Origin of the sequence: Flavobacterium plurextorum (genome assembly GCF_002217395.1) — a bacterium.
Taxonomy (GTDB): Bacteria; Bacteroidota; Bacteroidia; order Flavobacteriales; family Flavobacteriaceae; genus Flavobacterium; species Flavobacterium plurextorum.
On record NZ_MUHD01000004.1, the window covers coordinates 179,659 to 198,119 of the forward strand.

General features: G+C 31.8%; 19 protein-coding genes and 2 pseudogenes. 7 read left to right on the top strand and 14 right to left on the bottom strand.

The window, feature by feature from the left end; translation table 11 throughout:
* Positions 1–8 precede the first annotated feature (8 nt).
* Both B0A81_RS02895 and B0A81_RS02900 read left to right on the top strand, forming a co-directional pair.
* Positions 9–512, top strand: a complete 504-nt coding sequence (locus tag B0A81_RS02895) for a hypothetical protein (RefSeq protein WP_089052439.1) — start codon at positions 9–11, stop codon at positions 510–512.
* Positions 513–557: 45 nt separating this feature from the next.
* A complete protein-coding gene (locus B0A81_RS02900; protein ID WP_244281242.1) occupies positions 558–977 on the top strand; it encodes a hypothetical protein in 420 nt (139 codons plus the stop codon).
* A gap of 69 nt (positions 978–1,046) precedes the next feature.
* On the opposite strand, the gene B0A81_RS02905 is transcribed toward B0A81_RS02900, so the two are convergent.
* The 4 genes from B0A81_RS02905 to B0A81_RS02920 form a co-directional block, all read right to left on the bottom strand.
* On the bottom strand, positions 1,047–1,691 hold the full coding sequence (locus B0A81_RS02905; protein WP_089056621.1) for an alpha/beta hydrolase: 645 nt from the start codon (positions 1,689–1,691) through the stop codon (positions 1,047–1,049).
* 210 nt (positions 1,692–1,901) lie between these two features.
* The gene (locus tag B0A81_RS02910) at positions 1,902–2,228 is read right to left on the bottom strand and encodes a hypothetical protein (RefSeq protein ID WP_089056660.1); all 327 of its coding nucleotides are present in this window, start codon (positions 2,226–2,228) and stop codon (positions 1,902–1,904) included.
* 4 nt (positions 2,229–2,232) lie between these two features.
* Entirely contained in the window at positions 2,233–3,483 is a 1,251-nt protein-coding gene (locus B0A81_RS02915) for a dihydroorotase (RefSeq protein WP_089056622.1), read from the bottom strand.
* A gap of 67 nt (positions 3,484–3,550) precedes the next feature.
* Positions 3,551–5,479: a vWA domain-containing protein gene (locus B0A81_RS02920; RefSeq protein ID WP_089056623.1), complete on the bottom strand. Its 1,929-nt coding sequence runs from the start codon at positions 5,477–5,479 to the stop codon at positions 3,551–3,553.
* 246 nt (positions 5,480–5,725) lie between these two features.
* Here B0A81_RS02920 and B0A81_RS02925 point away from each other — a divergent pair, with 246 nt between their 5' ends.
* Positions 5,726–6,841 (top strand): lactonase family protein, encoded by a 1,116-nt coding sequence (locus tag B0A81_RS02925; RefSeq protein WP_089056624.1) that lies wholly within the window; start codon positions 5,726–5,728, stop codon positions 6,839–6,841.
* 151 nt (positions 6,842–6,992) lie between these two features.
* On the opposite strand, the gene B0A81_RS02930 is transcribed toward B0A81_RS02925, so the two are convergent.
* From B0A81_RS02930 to B0A81_RS21940, 4 genes and pseudogenes are all read right to left on the bottom strand, one after another.
* On the bottom strand, positions 6,993–8,345 hold the full coding sequence (locus B0A81_RS02930) for a DEAD/DEAH box helicase (protein WP_089056625.1): 1,353 nt from the start codon (positions 8,343–8,345) through the stop codon (positions 6,993–6,995).
* Between the two features lie 156 nt (positions 8,346–8,501).
* Positions 8,502–9,266 (bottom strand): TIGR02757 family protein, encoded by a 765-nt coding sequence (locus B0A81_RS02935; protein WP_089056626.1) that lies wholly within the window; start codon positions 9,264–9,266, stop codon positions 8,502–8,504.
* Between the two features lie 32 nt (positions 9,267–9,298).
* Positions 9,299–9,748 (bottom strand): annotated as a pseudogene (locus B0A81_RS21935) (ABC transporter ATP-binding protein); the annotation flags it as partial.
* Between the two features lie 216 nt (positions 9,749–9,964).
* A pseudogene (locus B0A81_RS21940) lies at positions 9,965–10,177 on the bottom strand (ATP-binding cassette domain-containing protein); the annotation flags it as partial.
* Between the two features lie 150 nt (positions 10,178–10,327).
* Between B0A81_RS21940 and B0A81_RS02945 the strand changes: the two are divergent.
* Positions 10,328–11,059: a phosphodiester glycosidase family protein gene (locus B0A81_RS02945; RefSeq protein WP_089056628.1), complete on the top strand. Its 732-nt coding sequence runs from the start codon at positions 10,328–10,330 to the stop codon at positions 11,057–11,059.
* A gap of 11 nt (positions 11,060–11,070) precedes the next feature.
* Positions 11,071–11,373, top strand: a complete 303-nt coding sequence (locus B0A81_RS02950) for a hypothetical protein (protein WP_165768028.1) — start codon at positions 11,071–11,073, stop codon at positions 11,371–11,373.
* Here B0A81_RS02950 and B0A81_RS02955 read toward each other — a convergent pair.
* The 6 genes from B0A81_RS02955 to B0A81_RS02980 all read right to left on the bottom strand — a co-directional run bounded on the left by B0A81_RS02955 (position 11,370) and on the right by B0A81_RS02980 (position 16,333).
* Positions 11,370–11,672, bottom strand: a complete 303-nt coding sequence (locus B0A81_RS02955) for a DUF6787 family protein (RefSeq protein WP_089056629.1) — start codon at positions 11,670–11,672, stop codon at positions 11,370–11,372. The genes B0A81_RS02950 and B0A81_RS02955 overlap by 4 nt on opposite strands.
* Positions 11,673–11,703: 31 nt before the next feature.
* Positions 11,704–12,135, bottom strand: a complete 432-nt coding sequence (locus B0A81_RS02960) for a DUF6146 family protein (RefSeq protein WP_089056630.1) — start codon at positions 12,133–12,135, stop codon at positions 11,704–11,706.
* A 205-nt stretch (positions 12,136–12,340) separates the two neighbouring features.
* Positions 12,341–12,901, bottom strand: coding sequence for a DUF937 domain-containing protein (locus B0A81_RS02965; RefSeq protein WP_089056631.1), 561 nt, complete (start codon positions 12,899–12,901; stop codon positions 12,341–12,343).
* Between the two features lie 102 nt (positions 12,902–13,003).
* Entirely contained in the window at positions 13,004–13,954 is a 951-nt protein-coding gene (locus B0A81_RS02970) for a D-2-hydroxyacid dehydrogenase (RefSeq protein ID WP_089052428.1), read from the bottom strand.
* A gap of 142 nt (positions 13,955–14,096) precedes the next feature.
* The gene (gene serC, locus B0A81_RS02975; protein ID WP_089056632.1) at positions 14,097–15,167 is read right to left on the bottom strand and encodes a 3-phosphoserine/phosphohydroxythreonine transaminase; all 1,071 of its coding nucleotides are present in this window, start codon (positions 15,165–15,167) and stop codon (positions 14,097–14,099) included.
* 92 nt (positions 15,168–15,259) lie between these two features.
* Positions 15,260–16,333, bottom strand: a complete 1,074-nt coding sequence (locus tag B0A81_RS02980; protein WP_089056633.1) for an acyl-CoA reductase — start codon at positions 16,331–16,333, stop codon at positions 15,260–15,262.
* Between the two features lie 136 nt (positions 16,334–16,469).
* Between B0A81_RS02980 and B0A81_RS02985 the strand changes: the two genes are divergently transcribed.
* Both B0A81_RS02985 and B0A81_RS02990 read left to right on the top strand, forming a co-directional pair.
* Complete coding sequence (locus B0A81_RS02985; RefSeq protein WP_089056634.1) at positions 16,470–16,823, top strand: 4Fe-4S dicluster domain-containing protein; 354 nt, start codon at positions 16,470–16,472, stop codon at positions 16,821–16,823.
* 174 nt (positions 16,824–16,997) lie between these two features.
* The gene (locus B0A81_RS02990) at positions 16,998–18,161 is read left to right on the top strand and encodes a hypothetical protein (RefSeq protein WP_089056662.1); all 1,164 of its coding nucleotides are present in this window, start codon (positions 16,998–17,000) and stop codon (positions 18,159–18,161) included.
* Positions 18,162–18,461: the final 300 nt, after the last annotated feature.

The window sequence follows — 18,461 nt, forward strand, 5'->3', positions numbered from 1 at the left end:
CCATAAAAATGAAAAAATCCTTAATGCTTTATCTTTTTATCCTTGCGATATTAATGAATGTTTTTACGTATATGTTTTATAGCAGCGAAGTAAAATTCGGGCAGGAAAGATATGATAAAACGACTAAAAAGCTAAGAGACAGTATTCAATTGGTAAAAACGCAATTGGCTGATGCAAATTATTTTTCTCTTGAACATAATGAAAATGCACAAAATTACTTTGATAACAGTGCTTCTGGTGGAAAAGTAATTTTATTTGAAAAATTGATTCCAGTTGTAACTGAGAAATTATTAGATTTTAACGCAAACCCAAAAGGGAATCCGTATACAGGACAAGATCAAATAGGACCAAACAAATTTATTATCAATAAAGTAAAAATTTTAAACCACCGTTGGATTATTGCTGATTACAGCAATGGTGAATTATGGGGAGAAGTCTTGTTAAAGTATTTTGTTGATAATGATGATAATATTACCTTTGAAGTAAACCAAACTTGGTTGTATCAAAAATAGGATTGTGTTATCCTGTTTTTTTATCAATTTAAATTTAATAGGATTATGAAAAAAATATTTTTGTTTTTGATTATTGCCGGAACATTTTCTTGTGCAAAAAAGGTTTCTCAGGATAAAGTAACTTCTAAAGAGACAGAAAAAGAAACAGTTGTAGGTGGAGATTCAGATTCTCACGGATGTAAAGCTTCTGCCGGCTACACTTGGTCAACATTAAAAAAAGAATGTATCCGAATATTTGAAGGTACAAGATTGAACCATGCAGAAGATGGAAAAACATACACCACAGCTGCATATGTTATTTTTGATGGAAACAAAGCAGAGCTTTTTCTTGATACTCAAAAAGAATCTATCATCTTAGAAAGAAAATCCGAAGGGGATTCTTGGAAAAAAGATGATCTAGAGCTAATTCCGTGGAAAGGTTATGTCTTGAAAAAAGCTGGAAAGATTGTTTATACAGGACAATAAGTAAAAAAATAAAGAGTAAAAAAGTGAGATGTATTTTGGTATTACCATTTTACATCTCACTTTTTTCTTTTATACCGAAAGCCAATTCTTAAAATCGAAGAAATTTTGTGGCGCAACGCCGTGACCAACAGGATATTCTTTGTAAGTGACAGGAATATTTAGCTTTTCTAAAATCGCTGGAGTTTTTCTAGCCCATTCAATTGGAATAACTTGATCTACAGTTCCGTGTGAAGCGAATATTTTTAAGTTTTTAAAGTCGTTTTTCTCAAAACCTTCTTTGATGATTTCTTCATTAAAATAACCGCTCATCGCCACAACTCTCTGAATTTTTTCAGGATAAGAAAGTGCTGTCGCGTAACTTAAGATTGAACCTTGGCTAAAACCAATCAAAGTCACATTATTAGCATCAATAGGATAATTAGCAACTAATTCGTCAATAAAATTGGCGATGATATCTCTTGAAGTTTTTGCTTGTTCATTATCTGAAAATTTATTCTGGTCTGCATCAAAATTGATTGCGTACCACGCGTAAGCACCATATTGTAAATCATAAGGCGCTCTTGCTGAAATGATATAATAATTATCAGGAAGTTCAGTTGCAAACGAAAATAAGTCGGCTTCATTGCTGCCATAACCGTGTAATAAAAGCAAAAGAGGGTTTTTGTCTAAAATAACTTTTGGTTCTCTTATTTTATATTCTAAAGATAGATTCATTTTTTAATTGTGAATTGTTAGTTCTTAGTCTCAGTTTTCAGTTTTCAACTTTGGCAAAGTTTGTTGGTGATGTTACTGTAGAAAATCTGTTTTTATCCGCGTTCTGCATGCAAAACTGCATCATCCGAGTTCAAATTTTATACGCTGATAAAACAGATTCGTTAAAGCGAAAACGCTGATCTCAACGAATTTGTTTTTTTTAAATTTAAGTTAACCGATAGATTTAAACCATTTTTGAAAAAGTGCTCCCACTAACGGAATAGGCTTTGTCTGTCCTTGTATCGCATTAAAAATGCCAAAAGTCCAAAGAATTGAAATGCAGATCCACATTGGAAAAGTGATAAAAAAGCTGTCAAAATTGCTGATAATTGCTCCAAAAGAAATAAAAGTAAGCGATAATCCTAAAGCTTGACGGATATGAAAAGAAGCAAAGCTGTTTTTGTTTTCAGAATTCATAGACATCGCTATCAAAACGCCAATAATTAAAATATAACTGGTAATAGCGATAGATTTTCCTTCTTCAATTGTATTGTTCATTGTATTATTTTGTAACAAGTTGATTTTGATTTAAAATTCCGTACACAGAACCTTTAATTTCAGTTCCTAAAAAAGCAGAATTTTTAGATTTTGAAAGAATATTTTCTTTTGTAAAAGTCGATTTTCCTTCTGGCGTAAAGAAAGTTAAGTTTGCTATAGAATCTTCGGCAATTGTATTGTTTTCAAGTCCAAAAATAGTTCTTCCAGAAGTTAGTTTTGAAACTATAGTTTCTAAAGGTAAAACAGTCAATAAAGCTCCAAAAGCACTTTCTAAACCAATAGTTCCATTTTTTGCCGTATCAAATTCCATTTTCTTGAATTCGATATCAATAGGATTATGGTCTGAAGTAATGATATCGATAGTTCCGTCAGCAATTCCGTTAAGTAAAGCCTGTCTGTCAACTTCAGTACGTAAAGGCGGAGTAACTTTAAAACGAGTGTCAAAACCATCTAGTTTTTCATCTGTTAAAACTAAATGATGCACAGATGCACTTGCAGTTACGTTTAAACCTTTTGCTTTAGCTTCTCTAATTAATTGAACTGATTTTGCTGTAGAAATTGTTGGAATATGAAGTTTTCCGCCTGTATATTCCAGTAAAAATAAGTTTCGAGATATTTGAAGTTCTTCGGCTAAATCAGGAATTCCTTTTAATCCTAAACGAGTCGAAACAATTCCTTCGTTTGCAACGCCGTTTCCTTTTATGTTTGGGTCTTGCGAATAAGTAATTACCAAACCGTCAAAATCCTGAACGTATTGCAAAGCAATTTTTAGCAGATTGGCATTATCAATGCTTTTGTTGTAATCTCCAAAAGCAACAGCGCCCGCTTTTTTCATGTCAAACAATTCTGCCATATCTTTTCCTTCACTGGCTTTTGTTAAAGCTCCAATTGGGAAAATTTCTGTTGCAAAACCATTTGCTTTATTTTTTACAAAATTTACCTGAGACTGATTGTCAATAATAGGGAAGGAGTTTGGCTGAAGAGCAATTGCTGTAAAACCGCTTTTTGCCGCAACGTTTAATCCGTTTGCGATAGTTTCTCGGTCCTCATAACCTGGTTCTCCAAGTGAAACACTGCTGTCAAACCATCCTTGAGAAACATGAAGATTATCGAATTTTACCTCTGTTGCATTATCATTTGGAAGTGAAACGCCTATTTTTTCTATTAAACCATCTGCAATTAAAAGATCAACAGTCTGGTTATGAAACGGACTTTTTGAGTCGATAATTTTGGCGCTTTTGATGATTATTTTCATATGTAGATATTTTGTTGTCGTAAAATGATTTTTGTAAAAAGTGAAACGCCTTTAAATTGTCGTTAATCTATTTTACAAATTTGATGATTGCCATTTCTAATGCTAAAAATAACAGTGCAAAGATAACAAACCATTTCCAAATTTGGCTGTCTGTGCGTTCAGTTTGTAAGGTATTAAAAATGGTCGAAATCGTATCTGCAGTTTTAAAGTTAGAAACTATATTGGTATTTACCTGACTTAAATCGCTTTCAGACCGTTTGTAATTAAAGCTTAAATTTTCAACCCATTCTTTTTTGTCAAAAATGCTGTAGTTTCCAGCTGTTTCAGGAAAATCGTTAAAAGTCAATTTTACTTTATTGTTTAGTATCTGCTGAATCGGAATGAAAGAATCGTCAGTTCCTTTTACTTCTAGAATTGCATCTTTTGTTAGTAAAACATCAACAAAATAAGGTTGATTATTTCCTATGGTTAAAGCATTTACGCCTGTTTTTTGATTATTTTGTCCCATTTTATAAAATAACGGAACAATTAATGGTGATTGCTGAAAATTTGAATTCTCTGTGTTTATTGGCGCTGAAAAAACGGTAATTCCAGAAACTTGATTTTGAATTGCTGTTACAAATGCAGTTTGATCTTCATAAGATAAAACGGCTGGATAAGGACTTGAAATATCAAATGAATTGTTTGTTTTTGGATATTGAAAATTTGTGATTTTATTCTCAAAAACACCTGAAAACAAAGGATGATCAAAATTGATTTTGGTAATTAATTTATTTTGAGCTTTTAGCGTATTAAATTGAACCTTTCCAAAATTTCCTAAAAACGAATTTAAATTTGAAATTGAGCTTTTTTCGGAAGGAATTACAACTAAATTCCCGCCTTTAGAAACAAAAGCTTTTAAAGTGGTTTGCAAGGCTTGCGGAATCTCAATTAATTCGTTTAAGATGATTGTATTTTGTTTTTCTAAACTATTATAGTCTAGAGAACCAATTGCATAATTATTATAATTGAATTCGGCAGAAGTATAAATTCTAGATAAGAAATTACTTTTTTCAGGTTCTCCAATACTGATTACGTTAGTTTTTTTGTTTTTAGAAATACTGAAAAACAGTTTGTTGTCATACGTTAAACCATTGTCTTCAATAGAAACATAACCATGAAAGGCTTCTTTTGGTATCGTGAAGTTGATTTTCTTTTTCTTCGCATCAAAATTGATAATTGTTTTAGCAATTAATTTGTTTTGATTGTATAAAGAAGTCGAAATAGGTTTAAAATCTTCTCCGTAGCCTGATAAGTCAACGGTTATTTCGTAAAAATTTTCTAATGTCTGATTGATGTAAACACTGTCGATTGAAACATTGTTTTTTTGTTCTGCTTCAGGAACTATGAAATAAGGTTTTTCCTCCTGATCAATATTTTTAACGTCGTTTTCGGTTAAACCAACAGCATCAGAAATAATTACAATGTCCTTTTTATGCGCTGATTTATGTGCTTTTATTTTTGCTATAATCGATGAAAGCTCAAAAGGCGTTGCACTGTATTTTAAATTTTGTAAAGCACTTTTAGACGATTTAATATCAGTATTCCAATAATTTTCAGTGTTTGTCAACAATGAAAATTGAGCCGTTTCGGGTGTATTCTCTAATAATTCCTGAACAGCTCGTTTTAGCAATTCTCCTTTTTTTCCTTTTGCCTGCATACTAAACGAATTATCTAGAATAATATACATTTCATTTGAAGCATTTTTACTGTCTTTGGCTTCAAAAAAAGGCTGAGCAAAGGCCGTAATAATACATGTAAGTAATAAAAGACGAGTTGCCAGTAATAGTCGCTTTTTGATTTTCGAACTTTTACGAGTTTGAATGGCAAGCTCTTTTAAGAAACGAACATTGGTGAAGTAAGAGGTTTTAAAACGTCGTAATTGAAATAAATGAACCAAAATTGGAACGATCAATAAAAAAAGGAAGTATAGAATTTCGGGGTGTTTAAAATGCATTCTGGCTTCGATTTACTTCACTACGTTTTGTTTTTCGCGAAGATGCTGGTCAAAAATACAAATTTTTTAGTTGAACCATATAAGTTCATGTAAGAGATTATATGTAAAAAATATTTAAGCGTTCTAAAATGAACTTATATCACTTATATGGTGGAAGATCTTTTTGAAAAATGTAACTTTTAAGGTTCTATTTGTAATAACAAAAATGATATAAATGCGTATTTTAGCGTATTCAAAAAATTAAGTATGAAAAAAATATATCTAGTATTGTTTTCAGCTTTAGTATTTACAGCTGCTAAGGCTCAAAATAAATTTAATTTATTAGTAGGAACTTATACGAATACCTGCCCAAGTAATGGAATTTACGTTTATGAATTTAATGCTGATTCGGGAGAATTTAAATTAAAAGGTTCTTCAGAAAACGTGGTCAGTCCAAGTTATTTGTCAGTCTCTGCAGATAATAAGTTTATTTATGCCGTAAATGAAAATGGAGCTCAAAGTGCTGTAAGCGCTTTTGGTTATGATGCTGCTTCAGGTAAGGTTACTTTTTTGAATAAAAATGATGCTTTAGGAGCAGATCCATGTCATTTGATTAATGATGATAAAAATGTGATTATAGCGAATTATTCTGGTGGAAGCATTGCTGTTTTTAAGAAAAATGCTGATGGCAGTATTTCTGAGGCGCAACAATTAGTTCAGCATCAGGGAAAAGGACCAAATGCAGCACGTCAAGAAAAAGCTCATGTACATATGGTTTGTTTTTCGCCTGATAAAAAACTTGTCTTAGCGAATGATTTAGGTTTAGATAAAGTTTTTATTTATAAATACAATCCAAATGCTAAGAATGAAATATTAACATTAAAAGGAAGTATAGACGTAAAGCCTGGAAGTGGTCCAAGACATTTGACTTTTAGTAAAGATGGTAAATTTGTTTATCTGGTTCAGGAATTAGACGGAACATTGACAACGTTTAGTTATGACAACAAAACAGGAAGTTTAAAAGTAATTGCGGAAACTAGTATTTTGCCAAAAGGTTTTAAAGGTGGTACTGGTGCTGCAGCGATAAAGATTTCGCCTGACGGGAATTTTTTATACGTTTCAGATCGTGTAGATGTTAATGCAATTTCGGTTTATAAGATTCTAAAAAATGGAAGTATAGAATTAGTAGAACAGCAAAGTACTTTAGGAAAAGGACCGAGAGATTTTGCAATTGATCCAACTGGGAATTACCTTTTAGTAGGACATCAGTACACCAATGATATTGTAATTTTTAAAAGAGATATTGCAACTGGAAAAATTACTGACACAGGAAGAAGAATGCAATTGTGTTCGCCTGTTGGGTTGGTTTTTACAAAGATATAGTTTTTTTGAGGTTCTGAGGAGCTAAGGTTCTAAGATACTAAGATAAAGAGGCTCAAAAGATTCATAGTTTTACTTTGAATCTTTTGAGCCTTTTATAATTTTGAAACAAAACTTAGCGCCTTAGTCCCTGAGCACCTTAGCGTCTAAAATTTTATTTGTTGCTGTCTTTTCTCTTTTTGTCTCTCGTTTTCAACATATTTCGATTGACAGAACCGTGCGTTTTCTTTTTTGTTTTTGAAGGTCCGCCAAGATTAACTTTTTTATTCTTTTTAGATTTTTCGTGAAAAGCTCCGTCACCTTCAAGTTTTACTTTTTTCATTAAAAACTTAATAGGCTGCTTGTCTTTTTCAGGTTCAATTAGTTTAGACGAAATCTCAACTTCTTCAGGGAAATCAGTAATTTCAAGTTCTTGGTTCATTAAAACTTCGACTTCAATTTTAAATTCTTCCTCTCTAGGAGTTACAAAACTAATTGCGGTTCCAGTTGCATCAGCACGACCTGTACGACCAATTCTGTGCATGTATAATTCTGGTAATTCTGGAAGTTCGAAGTTAATGACGTGAGAAATATTAGAAATATCTAAACCTCTCGCCATAATATCTGTAGTGATCAAACCGCGAAGATTTCCTTCTTGGAATTCAGCCATTGTACTCAAACGATAATTTTGAGATTTATTAGAGTGAATTACACCAAATTGTCCTTCAAAATCTTCTTCGATTCGGGTATGAAGCATATCCGAGATCTTTTTATTGTTTACAAAAACTAAAACACGATCCATACTTTCATCAGTTTGAAGCAAATGTTTTAGAAGATTTACTTTTGTATTGAAATTTGGAACATTATAAGTGATTTGAGTAATTTTTTCTAGTGGTGTTCCTGATGCTGCAAGCGTAACTTCTTCTGGAAAATCAAAATAATCATTCAAAATATCATCTACTTCATCTGTCATTGTTGCAGAGAATAAAATGTTTTGACGTTTTGCTTTCATCATTGCCAAAAGTGCTGTCAATTGCGTACGAAAACCTAAATTAAGCATTTCGTCAAACTCATCAATTACTAACTTTTGAGTATCATCAAAACGAACAACAGCGTCTAAAGCTAAATCCATTGTACGACCAGGAGTTCCAACTAGAATATCGACACCTTCGTAAACGGCTTTTTTTTGTGTATTGATGTTTACACCTCCATAAATTCCAAGTGTTTTAACTGACATATACTTGGTTAGTTTCTCTACTTCTTCAACAACTTGAACTACTAATTCACGAGTTGGAACTAGTACAACAATTTTTGGAGTATTGGTATTTGTAAATTTGTATAATTTTAAAAGAGGCAGTAAATAGGCAAATGTTTTACCAGTACCGGTTTGTGCAATTCCCATCATATCGCGTCCAGACATGATTACAGAGAAAGATTTTTCCTGAATAGGAGTTGGTGTAACAAATCCCAGTTCGTCGATTGCTTTTTGTAAAGATTTTGGAAGATTGAATTTTTCGAAAGTGCTCATTTGCATTAAATTTTGTGCAAATGTACGTTAAAATGATGGTTTTTTGTAGAATTTGTAATTTTTGATGTTGTATTATCTCTTTGATTGTCACTCTGAGCGAAGTCGAAGAGCGCTTATTTGCTTCGACTTCACTTAGCCTAACAATAATTTAAGCAGCTAAAACCCTTCAAAAACCCCCAGACCAAACAAAGCAAAATCGTATTTTACAGGATCTTGATCATCCATTTCGCGTAATTTTTGATCTAATTGGGCAAGCGCTTTACCGTCGTTTTGTTTTCGCTCTAAAATACCTAATTTTCTGGCTACATTTCCTGAATGAACATCAAGCGGACAAGATAATACGGATGGAGAAATAGATTTCCAAATTCCTAAATCGACACCTTTTGTGTCTTGGCGAACCATCCAGCGTAAATACATATTAATTCGTTTTGCTGCCGAATTATTCAGCGGATCTGAAATATGTTTTTGGGTTCGAGGTAGATGATCGATTTCGAAAAATATTTTTTTGAACTCGCTTATACTTTTTTGTAAACTGTCTTTTTCCTGATTTTTAGCAAATACAGCTTCAAGTCCGTTGTGGTTTTTGTAAATGTGCTGTAGACCTTTAATAAATCCGCCAAAATCTTTTCCGTTGAAAGTGCGGTGCACAAAAGTTTCTAAATCGGCTAAATTGTCTTCAGAATGTGACATGACGAAATCGTAAGGCGTGCTGCCCATTAATTCCATCATTCTATGCGAATTTTTGATAATCATTTTGCGATTTCCCCAAGCAATTGAAGCGCTCAAGAAACCTGCAATCTCAATATCTTCTTTTTGAGTAAATAAATGGGGAATCTGAACGGGATCACTTTCAATAAAATCCTGATTATTATATTGAATGACTTTTTCGTCAAGAAATTCTTTAAGTTCTTTTTGGTTCATGTTGAAATGAAATATTCAAATAATTAGAAAACCTAATTACTAATTTGGCCGTCGACCATAATTAATTTTCTATCAGCCATATTCGCTAATTCTTCGTTGTGAGTTACGATTACGAAAGTCTGTCCAAATTCGTCACGAAGCTGAAAAAACAATTGATGTAAATTTTCTGCCGAATGTGTGTCTAAATTTCCAGAAGGTTCATCGGCAAAAATAACATCTGGTTTATTGATTAAAGCTCTTGCAACCGCAACACGCTGTTGCTCTCCGCCCGAAAGTTCGTTTGGTTTGTGGTTGATTCTGTGCGATAAACCAAGATATTCTAGGATTCTTTTAGCTTCCTTTTCAGTTTCGGCTTTTGGTTTATTAGCCATAAAAGCTGGAATACAAACGTTTTCTAAAGCAGTAAATTCTGGTAATAATTGATGAAACTGAAAAATAAATCCAAGATTTAAATTTCTAAAATCGGATAGTATTTTGTCCTTCTTGCTTTTCTTTTTGAAATATCTAGTATAATAAACAAGCATTAAAACTATTGGTAAAAATAAAGCGCCAATTGTAATTAATCGTATTATTTCGTCGAAAATTTTAGTTCTGAAAAACAGTAAAAAAACAGCTAGAATTATGATATAAATTGAACTTGTCCAAGTAATGATTTTAAATGTTCTCTCTTCTTTTGAATTGTCGGTTTCAACATCTTGCAGTTTCAAAACATTTTCGCCATTGATCGTTAATGATGAATCAGGATTACTGTCAGGTTTGTCTAAAGTTCCTAAAATTTGTAATAAAGTCGTTTTTCCTGCACCAGAAGCTCCAACGATCGAAACAATTTCGCCTTTTTTAATATGTAAATCAACTCCCTTTAAAACTTCAAGTTTATCGTAGAATTTATGTATGTTTTTTGCGTGTATCATGTAGTGAAACTGTTTTTACAAAGAAACAAAGAATCTATCGATATAAAAATGGGTTGTAACAGAATTTTATGAATAACATTTTTAACGTACTAAATAGGTGGGTTGTGCAAAAAAGAATATAAATTAGTGATGAAATTTTATAAGGTGTCTATGAAGGTTTTACTAAATATAAAATTAAAGTTATTGCTGCTTATAGTGGCAATATTGATCATTTTTATAAGTGCAAAAGTTTATGATAGAAATTCTTTTATTGTGTATACGATTGATGCTAAAAAGCAGGATTTAAGATTGTTTTGGAAAAACGAGAATGGTGAAAAATTTAAAAGTATTCAGAATTTAAAAGACTGGATTGAAAAACAAAATCTGGTTTTAGATTTTGCGATGAATGCAGGAATGTATAATAAAGAGAATTCGCCTCAAGGACTTTATATTGAGAAGCAAAAAACATTGGCAGCATTAGATACAACAAACGATGTTGGAAATTTTTATTTAAAACCTAATGGAGTATTTTATTTAACGACTGGAAATGTACCTGTAATTTGTAAAACGGAACAGTTTAAAAATAATACAACAGTAAAGTATGCAACGCAATCAGGTCCTATGTTGATTATTGATGGAAAAATACATCCAGAATTTAAAGAAGGTTCGTCTAACTTAAATATTAGAAACGGAGTTGGGATTCTGCCAAATGGAAATGTAGTTTTTGTTTTGTCTAAAAATGAAATAAATTTTTATGATTTTGCGGCTTATTTTAAAAGCTTAGGATGTAGAAATGCGCTGTATTTAGACGGTTTTGTATCGAGAGCTTATGTTCCGTTGGAAAAGTGGATTCAAACTGACGGAAATTTTGGTGTATTATTTGCAGTAGTTAGAAAAAAATAATTGTGGATATGATGGAAATAGAAGAAACAACAATTGTAGAAGATAACAGAATGTCAAAATTAATAATTGGATTAATTTTGGATGGAATTGGTATGATTTCATTTTCAATTCCTTTAATCGGCGAGTTTTCAGATGTTATTTGGGCACCAATTGCGGCTCTTATTATGAGCAGAATGTATAAAGGACGTATTGGAAAAGTGGCTGGAGTTTTGACTTTTCTTGAAGAAATAATTCCGTTTACAGACATTATTCCTTCTTTTACACTTACTTGGATTTATACGTATTTCTTTTCGAAGGAACGTATGAAAATTTAGTCTTTAAACAAGAAACCTAGTCCCATGTTCTTGAGCATTTTCTTTTCGAAGTTCCAAAAGAATTTGAATTGCCCGAAAATGGTTCCTATAGCGACCAATAAAACTTGATAAATTGGAAAAATAATAATAAGACGAATTAAGTTAAACCAAAAGCCAAAATCTTCTTTGGTAATACCTAACCAAATGCAAAAAGGCTTAGAGAGCCAAGCAGATGCCGATCCTGTAATGGCAAAAACTATAAGTATAATAATGGCTTGTAGATTTGAGGTTATTCCCCAACGTTTCTTTAATCTATTCATTGCTATTTGTAATGATTACAAATATACTATATTATCTTGATGGGACATAACCCCAAAGCTTTTGTTTGTAAGTATTTTGAAAATAAATCATATAATTATAGATAAGATAATTTACTTCGTAGCCATAATGTATATCTCGTCGATAATCGATCGTCATTTCGTATAAATTTGGATTGTAACGCTGCGGCTGCAGAACTCTGTTATTCCATTCAGTTACATATAAATAATTTTTATTTTCTAAATACGATAAGGAAAGATAATTTCTTGGATAAGCTCTAGAAGCAAGCCAGGTATTAAAGCCGTTGTCTATTATTATAACTTCATATTCTAACGAATCATTTGCAATTCTAACAGTATCATTTCCTTTTTTAACAGGATTGTCAGCGACAGCGACATTTTTTGATGCCGTTGAACATGCAACTATCGTAAGAATAAAAATGAATATGGAAATATATTTTTTCATGGTATCTGAAATTGTAACCTAAATTTACGAATAAATCAGCAGAAGAGCTTGTTATTTAACTTTTGTATAAGAGGTAAAGATCCTTGAAGCCGTAAATGTTTAGAAGTGTTTTTTACTAAAAAATGCTGTTTTACTTTTAGCAAAACAGCATTTATAATTTATCTTTTAAACCGATGTTCCTTTGTGATTTTGGAACCAAAAAGTCTTATTTACTTCCAAATAATTTTCCAAGTAAGCCGCTAAACCCGCCGCTTTTGGTTAAAGCTGCAGCATCAGCAATGTCTACTTTTCCATCGTTATTTTGGTCTAGGCCAAATTGCATTCCGTATTTAGAAATAGTGTCCATAATATTTGAAGCCTGTCCGCTGTTTCCAGAAATTGAACTGATAATATCTGTAATTTGAAAACTACTGTCGTTTGGATCTTTTGCTTTATTTACTAACGAATTTAAGATTTGCGGAATCATGCTTGAAGCAACACCAGAAGAATCGGCACTGCTTAAACCGAATTTTTCGCCCAAGCTCCCAGTTAATTGCTGCGTGATTTGCTGTACTACAGGATTTGAACTGTCTATTGGAGAACTTCCGTTAAACAAACCTGCAAGCTGCTCACCGCCGCCTTCAGATGCAATTTTTTGCAAGCCTGCAAATATTGAAGTACTTGTTTCGCTTATTACTGCTTCATTGTGCTCATTTGGGATTGCTGTATTGTTAACAACAGCGTTACCTCCGTATTGCTGTACTAATTGTGTTAATTGTTCAAACATGATTAAAAGAATTTAGATTAGAACTCAAATTTAATCAAAAAAAGAAAGGGATTTATTAAACGATGTTAATAAATCCCTCCTAAATAATTTAGATATAATTAATTAGCTTAATAAAGTAATAATTTGTGAAGCTAATTCAGTACCAATTCTGTCTTGCGCTTCTCCTGTTGCAGCACCAATGTGCGGTGTAAGAGAAATTTTAGAATGCATTAAAATTGCCATTTCTGGTTTTGGTTCGCTTTCGAAAACATCTAAACCAGCAAAAGCAACTTTTCCTGAATCTAAAGCTTTTACTAAAGCTACTTCATCGATAACTCCACCGCGAGCACAGTTTACGATTCCAACACCATCTTTCATGATTTCAAGTTCTTTTTCTCCAATGATATAACCATTTTGAGCAGGAACGTGTAATGTAATGAAATCAGCTTCTTTAAACAATGATTCTAATGATTGAGAAACGATTGTAGTCGTGATAGATTGTCCATCAAAAAACTCAACTTTTACATCAACTTGCGGAATAAAACTGTCTGCAGCGATAACTTTCATACCTAAACCAAGCGCCATTTTTGCAGTAGCTTGACCAATACGTCCAATACCAACAATACCAAGAGTTTTACCTCTTAATTCAGTTCCATTTGCGTAAGCTTTTTTCAAACCGTCAAAGTTTGAATCTCCTTCAAGAGGCATATTTCTGTTAGAATCATGCAAGAAACGCACACCAGAAAATAAGTGTCCAAATACAAGTTCAGCAACAGATTCTGATGATGAAGCAGGAGTGTTAATTACATGAATTCCTTTGCTTTTAGCATAGTCAACATCGATATTATCCATACCAACTCCACCTCGGCCAATAATTTTTAGACCAGGACAAGCATCAATAATATCTTTACGAACTTTAGTTGCAGAACGAACTAAAACTACGTCTACATTGTTTTCGTTTACAAAATTTGCTACTTGTTCTTGTGCTACTTTTGTAGTTATAACTTCAAAACCACCTTTTTCTAAGGCTAGAATTCCACTTTTAGAAATTCCGTCATTAGCTAATACTTTCATTGTGTGTTGTGTGTTTATTTGGTTAATCGTTAAATTGTTTAATCGATAAACCAGCTATTTGATTTTTCTTTTTTGATATTTTAAAGGAAGTATTTTTTGACGATTAAACAGTTAAACAAATTAACGATTAACCGAAAAAAAATTAAACCTTAGATTCTAATGCTTTCATTACATCAACTAAAACCTGAACGCTTTCAATTGGCATCGCATTGTAAATAGAAGCTCTGTAACCGCCAACAGAACGGTGTCCTGGCAATCCAGAAATTCCTGCTTCTTTCCATAAAGCATCAAATGTTGCAGTATGATCAGCATTGTTCAATAAGAAAGTTACATTCATATTAGAACGATCTTCTAGAGCAGCTGCACCTTTGAATAATGGGTTTCTGTCGATTTCAGCATAAAGTAAAGCTGCTTTTGCATCGTTTAATTTCTCAACAGCTGCAATTCCGCCTTTTTCTTTAATCCATTGTAAAGTTAATAACGAAACATATACTGCAAAAACAGGCGGAGTATTGTACATACTTTCTGCTTTAATATGTTTAGCGTAATCTAACATACTAGGAATTGCTCTTCCGTTTTTCTCTAAAATTTCTTCTTTAATTACTACCAAAGTAGTTCCTGCAGGTCCCATGTTTTTTTGAGCTCCAGCATAAATTAAATCAAATTTTGAGAAATCTAATTGGCGTGAAAAAATATCAGAACTCATATCGCAGACAACAGGAACGTTAGTTGCTGGAAAGTCTTTCATTTGAGTTCCAAAAATGGTATTATTACTTGTGCAGTGAAAATAATCTGCATCAGATGGTATTTCGTATCCTTTTGGAATATGGTTGTAATTTTCTTCTTTTGAAGATCCTACGATAACAGTTTCTCCAAAAAACTTAGCTTCTTTAATCGCTGCCGCTGCCCAAGTTCCTGAATCTAAATAAGCTGCTTTTCCATTTTCTTTCATCAAGTTGTAAGGAGCCATTAAGAATGCTGTACTTGCACCGCCTTGTAAAAATAAGGCTTGATATCCTTTTCCTTGAAGTCCTAACAATTCTAAAGCAAGCGAACGAGCTTCATCCATTACAGCAACGAAATCTTTGCTTCGGTGTGAAATTTCAAGAATCGATAATCCTGAATCATTAAAATTTAAAACTGCTTTTGATGCCTTCTCAAAAACTTCCTGAGGTAAAATACTTGGTCCTGCGCTGTAGTTGTGTTTTTTCATGGTTGTTGTTAATAGTCGAAATTTTAAAAACGCAAATTTCGGCAATAGGAGCTGAAAAAGCGATAAATTATTCGAAATATTTGAACATTTTATTACTTTGTTGTTAACAAAAACGTTATAGTATCAACGTTATCTGCATAATCCCACAATTGCGGATTTTGAGTTTGACCAAATGCAGTACTGTTTTTAATCAAATTATTACTTACAATACATTGTATTTGCTCTTCGTCAGCTTCAAGTCGATTTTGTAAACTTTCAAGATCTTCATAATATTCATAAAAAACACTCGAAATAGGAGAGGCATAACTAGAATCTTCTTTCAGAGTCAAAAAGCCATTGTCCAGCAATTTAAAATTACTCATTAAAAAAACCGCTTTGTTGTAATCGTAGTTGTTAGCATATTTTTCATAATGAATAACATCCTGATATTTAAAAACAGCTTGAAAGAAAGCATCAAATGAATAGCCTTTAGGTACAAAAAGTTTAGAAACATTGCGGCATCCTAAACCAAAATATCTAAAAATATCTTCACCTAAAGCTTCTAATTCTTCATGAGTTTCTTTTCCATTCAGCACTGCAGCCGAATTTCTATTTTTTCTGATAATTGAAGGTTTGTCTTTAAAATAATACTCAAAATATCGTGCTGTATTGTTGCTTCCTGTAGCGATTACAGCATCAAAATTTTCTAATTTTCCTTCAACGAAAGTGATTTTATCTTTTAAATTTTCATCAACAGCAATTAAATATTTGGCTAAAAACGGCAATAAATGCTGATCATTTGAAGACGTTTTTATTAAAGCTCTGTTTCCAGTAGTTATAACAGATAAAAAATCATGAAAACCAACTAACGGGATATTTCCGGCTAGAATTAAGGCAACAGTTTTTTCTTTTTTATCGTTTTGAGCAAATTCAGACGAATAATTAGAAAGCCATTTTTCAATGTTTTCCTCCGTTAAAGCATCTGCCCATGATTTTATGGCAAAGAAAACCTGTTCAGGAGTATACCAGCCATTGTGAGATTGTGATAATGTTATTAGTTTTTCAAAATCATTAAAAAAAGTTTCATTGTGTAAAACGTCAGATTTTTTCACGGATTCCTTTTCAGAAAACTGACTTAAAAATTTTCCTAATTCAACAAAAACACTTTTTTTTGTTTCTAATGTCATAATGTTTGTATATGAAAGGTTTTGATTGTAATTTTGCACAAAAATAAGCTATATTAAGTTATAAGGCAAAGCCGAATAAAATGTTTGACATTTTTAATGGAAATCTGATAACTTTTAACTCGAAATCAAGAATAAAATGGCAATAATTATAACAGACGAATGTATTAATTGTGGGGCTTGCGAACCAGAATGCCCAAATACAGCAATTTATGAAGGAGCTGATGATTGGAGATATAAAGACGGAACTAGTCTTTCAGGAAAAGTAATTTTACCAGACGGAACTGAAGTTGATGCAGAAGATGCACAAACTCCAATTTCTGACGAAATCTATTATATTGTTCCAGGAAAATGTACAGAATGTAAAGGTTTTCATGATGAACCTCAATGTGCTGCTGTATGTCCTGTTGATTGTTGTGTACCAGATGATAATCATGTAGAAGATGAAGAAACCTTGTTAAACAGACAAGCGTTTTTACACGGAGATGCATAATCTTTCTGAATAAATGAAAAAAAAACATCCTGAACATTACGTTTGGGATTTTTTTTGCTCAAAATTTGAGGTTTTGTAAATGGGCTATTTTGTTGGTTTTTAGTGTTTTGGTTTTTATTTTTTTTAATTTGTAAGAATAAAATTAATACTTTAGTTGAAAATTTAAGATTGCCTATGAGGAAAATTATACTTCTATGTATTGTATTATTCGGTACTAGTATTTCTGCACAAAATGAGGAACATTCAATAATTGTAAAAGATGTAGAAACGCAGTTACCTGTTGAAAATGCAACGATTGTTGTTTTGAAAACCAAACAGATTTTATTAACTAATAAAGATGGTAAAGCTGTTTTTATGTTAAGTGGAGGATCTAATATACAGGTTTCTGAAACTAATTATGAGAGCCTGACCATTCGATGGGCTTCCATAAAAGAAAGTGATTTTGTAATTTACTTAAACAGTAAGGATAATAAACTAGATGAAGTTGTTTTGTCTAAACAGTCTCCTCAAAAAGTACTTCAAAAAATAGTTGCCAATTCTGTGCATATGTTGGCAGCATCTTATAGATTGAAAGTATATGTTAAGGAGTTTTTTATGCTTGACAATCAGTATTCTTATTATAATGACGGACTTGTGAATTTTCAGTTTGTTGGAGATCAGAAAAAAGCGGTAACGACACTTTTGGTAGAGCAAAATAGATCTTACGGGATATTAGATACAGATGTAAGTGCAGATTTAAAAGGATATAATTTGAATAATATCATGGAAAATTATTCGAATTTAAAATATTTTGAACCACTTTTAAATCCAAAAGCAAAGAAGGAGTACGATTTTATTATAAAAGGCCATTCTAACAATAAAGATTATTATGTAATGACAATTACACCTTTAGATAAAGCAAAAGAAGCGATTGATAGTTTTGAAATTATTTACGATCCAGAAAAGAAACTTATCCTAGAGTTCACAATTGATGCAACGCCGAAAAATATTGATAAAATAGAAGAAAAGACGACAGTAAATTCAAAGAATATTACGAGGTCTTTTGTAAAAGTAGATTATAGATTTGATGGCAAGAATTATTATTTGTTGAGTTCAAACGAGGAAATAGCTTATAATCTTATTTTAAAAGATGCAGTTAAAAAGATTCAAGTGCGTAATAGTTTTACAACAACAAGTTTTAATAAACAAAATTTTACTTATAAGGAAAGCGATGTTTTTAAAGAGAAATCGCTTTTTAATAAAAAGAACAAAATCCTGACCAATTATTGGGATATTTCAGGATTAACTGCAACAGATGAAGAAAAAGCAATTGTAAGTTCGTTAGAGTTTAAAATGTAGTTTTGATTAAAATGACAAAAAAATCCTGAAGTTCATTCAGGATTTTTTTGTGTAAAATTATTATTTAGAAGCATGATTTCTCGAGTTTTGAAAAAAATTAAGCTGCTGAATAAAAGTAATTTTATTAATAAACATTTTTACTTCGCTTAAGAGCTATTAAATCTTATATTTGCAAAATTTTAAAGTCCAAAAATATCAATTTGGCATAAAGAGAAAGAAAAACTTAAAATTATAATCCATTAAGTAATACCGCTTAGTGGCTTGACTCTAGAAATTTGGAGTCTAATAAAAATAAATAGA

What these genes read in the sequence shown, in the direction of transcription:
- serC (WP_089056632.1), bottom strand. Translation starts at nt 15,167, where the DNA reads ATGAAAAAACACAACTACAGCGCAGGACCAAGTATTTTACCTCAGGAA.
- B0A81_RS02935 (WP_089056626.1), bottom strand. Translation starts at nt 9,266, where the DNA reads ATGAACCAAAAAGAACTTAAAGAATTTCTTGACGAAAAAGTCATTCAA.
- B0A81_RS02930 (WP_089056625.1), bottom strand. Translation starts at nt 8,345, where the DNA reads ATGAGCACTTTCGAAAAATTCAATCTTCCAAAATCTTTACAAAAAGCA.
- B0A81_RS02895 (WP_089052439.1), top strand. Translation starts at nt 9, where the DNA reads ATGAAAAAATCCTTAATGCTTTATCTTTTTATCCTTGCGATATTAATG.
- B0A81_RS02990 (WP_089056662.1), top strand. Translation starts at nt 16,998, where the DNA reads ATGAGGAAAATTATACTTCTATGTATTGTATTATTCGGTACTAGTATT.
- B0A81_RS02925 (WP_089056624.1), top strand. Translation starts at nt 5,726, where the DNA reads ATGAAAAAAATATATCTAGTATTGTTTTCAGCTTTAGTATTTACAGCT.
- B0A81_RS02955 (WP_089056629.1), bottom strand. Translation starts at nt 11,672, where the DNA reads ATGAATAGATTAAAGAAACGTTGGGGAATAACCTCAAATCTACAAGCC.
- B0A81_RS02910 (WP_089056660.1), bottom strand. Translation starts at nt 2,228, where the DNA reads ATGAACAATACAATTGAAGAAGGAAAATCTATCGCTATTACCAGTTAT.
- B0A81_RS02920 (WP_089056623.1), bottom strand. Translation starts at nt 5,479, where the DNA reads ATGCATTTTAAACACCCCGAAATTCTATACTTCCTTTTTTTATTGATC.
- B0A81_RS02970 (WP_089052428.1), bottom strand. Translation starts at nt 13,954, where the DNA reads ATGAAAGTATTAGCTAATGACGGAATTTCTAAAAGTGGAATTCTAGCC.
- B0A81_RS02985 (WP_089056634.1), top strand. Translation starts at nt 16,470, where the DNA reads ATGGCAATAATTATAACAGACGAATGTATTAATTGTGGGGCTTGCGAA.
- B0A81_RS02950 (WP_165768028.1), top strand. Translation starts at nt 11,071, where the DNA reads ATGGAAATAGAAGAAACAACAATTGTAGAAGATAACAGAATGTCAAAA.
- B0A81_RS02905 (WP_089056621.1), bottom strand. Translation starts at nt 1,691, where the DNA reads ATGAATCTATCTTTAGAATATAAAATAAGAGAACCAAAAGTTATTTTA.
- B0A81_RS02915 (WP_089056622.1), bottom strand. Translation starts at nt 3,483, where the DNA reads ATGAAAATAATCATCAAAAGCGCCAAAATTATCGACTCAAAAAGTCCG.
- B0A81_RS02900 (WP_244281242.1), top strand. Translation starts at nt 558, where the DNA reads ATGAAAAAAATATTTTTGTTTTTGATTATTGCCGGAACATTTTCTTGT.
- B0A81_RS02945 (WP_089056628.1), top strand. Translation starts at nt 10,328, where the DNA reads ATGAAGGTTTTACTAAATATAAAATTAAAGTTATTGCTGCTTATAGTG.
- B0A81_RS02960 (WP_089056630.1), bottom strand. Translation starts at nt 12,135, where the DNA reads ATGAAAAAATATATTTCCATATTCATTTTTATTCTTACGATAGTTGCA.
- B0A81_RS02980 (WP_089056633.1), bottom strand. Translation starts at nt 16,333, where the DNA reads ATGACATTAGAAACAAAAAAAAGTGTTTTTGTTGAATTAGGAAAATTT.
- B0A81_RS02965 (WP_089056631.1), bottom strand. Translation starts at nt 12,901, where the DNA reads ATGTTTGAACAATTAACACAATTAGTACAGCAATACGGAGGTAACGCT.